The organism is Mesorhizobium sp. M6A.T.Cr.TU.017.01.1.1 (assembly GCF_004023115.1).
Taxonomy (GTDB): Bacteria; Pseudomonadota; Alphaproteobacteria; order Rhizobiales; family Rhizobiaceae; genus Mesorhizobium; species Mesorhizobium mediterraneum.
On sequence record NZ_RZTA01000089.1, the window covers coordinates 21249 to 27474 of the forward strand.

The 6226-nt window shown below is 63.6% G+C and carries 4 protein-coding genes and 1 pseudogene; 4 read left to right on the plus strand and 1 reads right to left on the minus strand.

The window, feature by feature from the left end; genetic code table 11:
* The 3 genes from EOB36_RS24260 to EOB36_RS24270 all read left to right on the plus strand — a co-directional run bounded on the left by EOB36_RS24260 (window position 1) and on the right by EOB36_RS24270 (window position 3787).
* Complete coding sequence (locus tag EOB36_RS24260) at window positions 1-366, plus strand: MmcQ/YjbR family DNA-binding protein (protein WP_127206740.1); 366 nt, start codon at window positions 1-3, stop codon at window positions 364-366.
* A gap of 253 nt (window positions 367-619) precedes the next feature.
* Entirely contained in the window at window positions 620-2086 is a 1467-nt protein-coding gene (locus EOB36_RS24265; RefSeq protein WP_127206630.1) for a L,D-transpeptidase family protein, read from the plus strand.
* Window positions 2087-2221: 135 nt separating this feature from the next.
* Window positions 2222-3787, plus strand: coding sequence for an MFS transporter (locus EOB36_RS24270; protein WP_127206628.1), 1566 nt, complete (start codon window positions 2222-2224; stop codon window positions 3785-3787).
* Between the two features lie 26 nt (window positions 3788-3813).
* On the opposite strand, the gene EOB36_RS24275 is transcribed toward EOB36_RS24270, so the two are convergent.
* Window positions 3814-5778 carry a M23 family metallopeptidase gene (locus EOB36_RS24275; protein ID WP_164759368.1) on the minus strand — a complete coding sequence of 655 codons (1965 nt, stop codon included), beginning with the start codon at window positions 5776-5778 and terminating at the stop codon, window positions 3814-3816.
* Window positions 5779-6018: 240 nt separating this feature from the next.
* Here EOB36_RS24275 and EOB36_RS34720 point away from each other — a divergent pair.
* Window positions 6019-6226: pseudogene (locus EOB36_RS34720) on the plus strand (hypothetical protein); the annotation flags it as partial.

Here is a 6226-nt window from a genome sequence, read left to right on the forward strand (position 1 = left end):
ATGACGCTGGATGACTACAACAGCTTCTGCGCCTCGTTGCCTGCAACGAGCCATGTCGTCCAGTGGGGCGGCGCCCATGTCTGGAAGGTCGGAGCCAAGGTCTTTGCGATCGGCGGTTGGAGCGAGGGGAAGGAGCCGTTCGTCACCTTCAAATGCTCCGACATCGCCTATGACATCTTGAAGGAACAGCCGGGCCTTCGGCCCGCGCCCTATCTCGCGTCACGCGGCATGAAATGGATCCAGCGCCAGACAAGCCAAAGCATGGACGATGACGCGCTGAAGGACTATCTGTGCGAAAGCCATCGCCTTGTCGTCCTCAAGCTGACCAAACAGGCGCGCAAGGAATTGGGGCTCGCCGCCAGCTAGTGTTCTAACTCCAGACCGCCAGAAATCCGCCATCTTCATGCCCGGTTCATGTTGGAACCTTATGGTCGCCAACTGATTTGCTGGCGAAGGGGTTGATCGATCGCGTCGGCCCGAAAATCCAATTCGATTTTCAAAAAAGCGCGATGCGGAGATTAAAGTGTTAGAGCGCCCTTTGCGGGTCCGGAAGGACGCGCGGCGCTCTAAAGAGACAACGCCGGGCGGCGGCAATTACGGACCGGAGAATTTGGCCAACATGTTCCGCACGATCTTCACCCTTTCGGCGCTCGCCGCCGGGCTGCTCTCTTCGAGCGCAATGGCCGCGCCGACGGAAGACATCGCGCCGCGATCTGCCCGTGCGGCCGATGCCGGTGGTGTGCTGGTCGCCCAGAACGGTGATTTCGACGTCTATTATGACGCCAGGGGAAACCGCGTCATCGTCGATGCGGAAACCGGCAAGGTCCTCGCCATCCAGCCACCGCAGACCAGGTTCGATCGCCGTGCGCTGCGCCAAGAGCGCTTGCGCAATCTCGGACCGGTCGAGGACGACCGCTATTATCTCGACGATCCGGAAGACACGGCGCGTCTGCGCCGCAGGCAATTGGAAGAGGAAGGCCTGATCGTCGTGCCGCCGGTCGATGAATACGATCCCTATAGCGACAATTCGATGGAAGCTTTTCCCGAAGCCCCGCGGGATGACGGCAGCTATGGCAATAATTATCCGGAAGCGCCGCAGCCGGCAAAGCCGCGCACCGTCAAGCGCCAGCCACTCAACGAGGCTTCGATCGAGCCAGTCGAGCCGACGGCGCCGGGCGACCAGGCGGCGCTGCCGCCAAAGATCGGCGGCGAAACGGCGGTCGACCCGTCGCTCTCGCTCGGTGCGCGCCAGGATGTTGCTGCGTTGCAAGTGCTGCTCGACCGCGCCGGCGCTTCGCCCGGCGTCGTCGACGGACGCTTCGGCTCCAATGTCGACAAGGCGCTCGCCGCCTATAACGAGATCACCGGCAGCAATCTGAGGTCCACCGATGTGGTCGGCATCCAGGCGGCCCTTGAGCAATCCGGCGGCGATGCCTTCGCCTCCTATAATATCACGCCCGAAGATGCGGCCGGCCCCTATGTCGCCTCGGTGCCGGAAGACTACAGCCAGAAGGCGCAGCTCGACCGGCTGAGCTACACCTCCGTCACCGAAGCGCTCGCCGAGCGATTCCACATGGACGAGAACTATCTGAAGGCGCTCAATCCGGAAGCCAATTTCAACCGTCCTGGCACGATCATCAAGGTCGTCAATTTCGGCAGACTGGTGGCGAAGCCGGTGGCAAGCATCATCGCTGACAAGGGCAAGAAGCAGGTCCGCGCCTATGACGCGTCGGGCAAGCTAATCGCGGCCTATCCAGCTACCATCGGCTCGGCGGACACGCCTTCGCCCACCGGCACGCATGCGGTGTCGCGGGTCGCTCTCGACCCGAACTACACCTACAACCCGAACATCAATTTCAAGCAGGGCGAAAACAACAAGATACTGACCATCCCGCCGGGCCCGAACGGCCCCGTCGGCTCGGTCTGGATCGCGCTGGACAAGCCGACCTACGGCATTCACGGCACACCCGACCCCTCCAAGATCGGCAAGACCGAAAGCCATGGCTGCGTGCGGCTGACCAATTGGGACGCACGCGAGCTGGCCAAAATCGTGTCGCCGGGCGTCACGGTGGAGTTCATCGACTGAGCGCCATATCCCAAATCCTTCGCACGACAAGGAACCGCGGACGGGCGACTTAGAGGTCTCGATCCTGTTCTGGTTTCAACGACAGCAAGCCTCTGGCCGGTTGTTGCGGGCGCGTAGGAGGTCTAAGCAGGCTTCATGCGTTCTCCATGCGAAGTCGGCGCCGACGCCGTCCCCCTGGTCAGGCCGCTCCCGGCCGATACGTTTTGCCCGCAATCGCGGCGCAGGTTCGTGCTGATCGCGGCGATCCTGGCTTCCGCGCTCGGCTTCATCGACGGTTCGATCCTGGCTATCGCCACGCCGGCGATCCGCTTCGACCTCGGCGCCAGTTTCGCCGAGGCGCAGTGGATTTCCAACTCCTATGCGCTGACGCTTTCGGCGCTCATCCTTGTCGGCGGCGCTGCCGGCGACCGCTTTGGCCTGCGGCATGCTTTCGTGGCAGGCATCGCGCTGTTCATTGCCGCCTCGCTTGCCTGCGCGGTGGCGCCGAACCCGCCAGTGCTCATTGCGTTCCGCGCCGTTCAGGGCATCGGTGCCGCCATCATGGTGCCGGGCAGCCTCGCCATTATCGCCAAGGCCTATCCGAAGAAGGAGCGCGGCAGGGCGATCGGCATCTGGGCGGCGGCCTCGGCGCTGACGACGGCGCTTGGCCCGGTGCTGGGCGGCGTTGTCTTGTCGGCCTTCGGCGACGGCATCTGGCGGGTGATCTTCGCGGTCAATCTGCCGCTTGGACTTGTCTCGATCTATCTCCTGCTCGCCAAGGTCCCGGCCGACGCTCCGACGGAAAAGCGCAGCCTCGATCTCGGCGGCGCTGCCCTCGCCACATTGGCGTTCGGGGCGCTTGCCTATGGCTTGACCTCGATGAGCGCAGAGGGCGAGGGGCAAATGTCTGGCCCGAGCATTGCCGCCGGCGCTGTGCTGCTCATCGTGTTCATTGTCTTCGAGCGCCGGCAGCGCGAGCCGATGATCGATCTCTCGCTGTTTCGGGTCGGCGCTTTCGCCGGCGCCAATGTGGCGACCTTCTTCCTCTATTTCGCGCTGTCGGCCAATCTGTTCTACCTGCCGATGCTGCTGATCGCCGGATGGGGGCTGAGCGCGGCCGAGGTCGGCTTCATCTTCCTGCCGCTGTCGGTCTTGATCGCGCTGTTGTCGGGGCCGATCGGCCAGTGGTCCGACCGGATCGGTCCGCGTTTTCCGATCGCCAGCGGCAGTCTTGTCGTCGCTGTCGCCTTTGCCGGGCTTGCCTTGCTGGCCTATGCCGGGATCCACAGTTTCTGGTGGGGAGTGTTTCCGCTGATGGCGCTGATGGGGCTCGGCATGGCGCTGGTCGTGTCGCCGCTGTCGACGGCGATCATGACGGCGGTCGAGGACAAGGATACGGGTGCCGCGTCGGGAATCAACAATGCCGTCTCGCGCATTGGCGGCCTGATCGCGGTGGCGGCGATGGGATCACTGGCGGCCTGGGTCTATGCGGCAGCGCTGAACATCGGTTCCGCGTCCGGCGTTCCGGGTTTCGGCGAACCGGCGCCAGCAGGCCTGGCACCGGACCTCGATGCAGCAAGGCTTGCCGCCAGCGACGCAGCGTTCGCGGCCGTCGCCTTGGTGACCGCGCTGCTTTGCCTGCTCTCAGCGATCGTGGCGTGGACGACTGTTTCCGGCGAGCGACTGCCCTGGTCGCGTCGAGCTGAGAATCCGCAAAGCTGAGAAGCCCAGAAAGGCTCCAAGGTCGCTCAGCCTTCGATCTTGGCGCTCGCGACCTTCAGCGAATCACTGTCTTCCTGCTTGAGCAGGTCATCAATGCGCCCGCGCTCACGCTTGAAGGCGACGAGGTCGTCGCCCTTCAGCACCTTGCCGACCGGCAGGCGAACACGCATCGGGTCGACCTTGGTGCCGTTGACGATCAGCTCGTAGTGGAGATGCGGACCGGTGGCGAGGCCGGTCTGACCGAGAAAGCCGATGGTCTGGCCTTGGCGGACGCGCACGCCCGGCGCGATGCCTTTGGCAAAAGCGCTCTGGTGATTGTAGGAGGTCTCGTAGCCATTGGCGTGGCGGATGATGATCTGCTTGCCATAGCCGCCGGCCCAGCCGGCCTTCTCGACGACACCGTTGCCAGCGGCAATGATCGGCGTGCCGATGGCGGCTGACCAATCGACGCCGGTATGCATGCGCACATAGCCGAGGATCGGATGCCTGCGGGCACCGAAGCCGGAACGGAATTTTCCTGCCGGCAGGGGATTGCGCAGCAGGAATTGCTGGGCGCTGCGGCCGTCCTCGTCGAAATAGTCGGTGCTGCCGTCCTGCATCTGAAACCGGTAGAAATTGCGAGTCGTGCCGCCGAAGCTCGCCGAGACATAGAGCAGCTCGGACTCGTCGGACGCCTGGTCGTCGCCGTCCGGCTGCGAGAACAGCACCTCGATGCGATCCGACGGATTGAGCCGCGATTGGAAATCGACACCGGACGCCAGGAGCTTGATCAGCCGCTTGGTCATCGCCTTGGACATGCCGTAGGAGTAGGCGGCGCGGTAGATGCCATCATAGACGTTCGGCAGATTGCCGCGCACCACCGGTGCGGGCGAATCGTCGAATGCGGTCAGCAATTCGGGATTGGGCTCCGGCTCCTGCGCCGGCACAAATTGGCCGTGATCGTCGAGCGCGATGGTGACAATATGCTGGGTCCGGTCGTAGATGCCGGTGCGAACGACCTTGGCGGCGTCGCCATGGATCTCGAGCCCGACGCGCAGCACGGTTCCCGCCTTGAGCGCTGTCGCATTCAGCAATTTGGCGATCGCCTCGGCCATGCCGGTGGCGTCCTCGCCCGTATAGCCCGAATCGGCGAAGGCCTCGACTATGTCGCGGTCTCGGGTGAAAGGGATGATTTCCTCGGCGAAGGCCGGCGCCTGATCATCGGGGGCAGCGCGCAGCGACACCGAGACGTTTTCAGGAACGATCTTGACGTCGTAGGAACCGGCCATGCTCTCGGCGAACGCATCGCCGAATCGCTGCGGGTCGACATAATGCAGCGATGCAACCTGCACGGCGCCGTCGCTCAGGCCCGTGCCGGCCTCGCGCACCACCTTTTCCACCTCGTCGGCGGACAAGTCACTCTTTTCGTCGAAGGCGGCCGTCTCGATCGGGAAATCGACCGTCTTCAGGCTCATCTCGCTTTCGACCTTGGCGCCATAGATCTGGCCGGCGGCGGCGGCGGTCGCCGGCTGGCCGGCATTGTCGTCGCGGTCGTCGCCAAACACCTGCATCGGGTTGAAAGGCGGATAGGCGCGGCTGGTCGTGTGCGCGGCGGCAAGCGCCATCTTGATCTGCACGAAAGGCATGGTGTGGATGACGTCGCGGTCGCCGACCTTGGTCACCATCGACACTTCCATGCGCCGACGGTCCTTGGCCTTGGCGATCTGGCGTGGGGCCACCAGCCTGGTGGTCTTGGCGACCTCGCCGGAATCGTCGCCTCTTGCAAGGCTGATCAGTTCGGCGATCTCGGGCGGCGTTGCCAATTGCTGACGGCCGTCAAGAGCCGCGAACAGCGCCACGCCCATCAGCACGCTCGACGTCACGCCGGTCAGAAAGGTGCCCGACAGCCAGCGTGCCGAAACCTCGCGCCGGTCGGGCGGGCCACTGCGACCGTCCGCAATCAGCGGCGGCTCGTTGCCGAGTTCGGCTATGACATTTTCCGTATCTGGCATCCAGAAAGGCTGCTTCTTCCCCGGGCGGGACGGCTTGTCGCTTTTGTTGTGGCCATGACATTTGCCTGTCACGGCGGGCGAAGTCAACGAAGCGCCTGGCCTCGGCCGAAATCCCCAATCACACTTCTCTCTTAGTGGCTCTCTTACAGTCTCTTATAAGCGGCGCCGCGCGGGTGGTGCGCACGCCTGCTTTGTTCGCCTTGGTGTCAAGCCGTAATGCGGCGGCAATAGGGCTCCGGCGTGGCGGTCGGCTTTGTTATTCCCATGCCATCGCGGAAGTCGGCTACCGAAAATCTTTTGTCGCAAAAAATTCAAGAAAGATTGAAATGGTTGTTGACAGTTTGGACGGGCGCCGACTATATACGCCTCACCAACGAGGGCGGCGCGCCGCTGGCGACGAAGAAGTTCGCTTCTAGATCTGCCCTCTGCGAAATTCAAGAGAGCCGCG

Excerpts from the sequence above, each read along its gene's own strand:
- EOB36_RS24265 (WP_127206630.1), top strand. The coding sequence starts at position 620 with ATGTTCCGCACGATCTTCACCCTTTCGGCGCTCGCCGCCGGGCTGCTC.
- EOB36_RS24275 (WP_164759368.1), bottom strand. The coding sequence starts at position 5,778 with ATGCCAGATACGGAAAATGTCATAGCCGAACTCGGCAACGAGCCGCCG.
- EOB36_RS24260 (WP_127206740.1), top strand. The coding sequence starts at position 1 with ATGACGCTGGATGACTACAACAGCTTCTGCGCCTCGTTGCCTGCAACG.
- EOB36_RS24270 (WP_127206628.1), top strand. The coding sequence starts at position 2,222 with ATGCGTTCTCCATGCGAAGTCGGCGCCGACGCCGTCCCCCTGGTCAGG.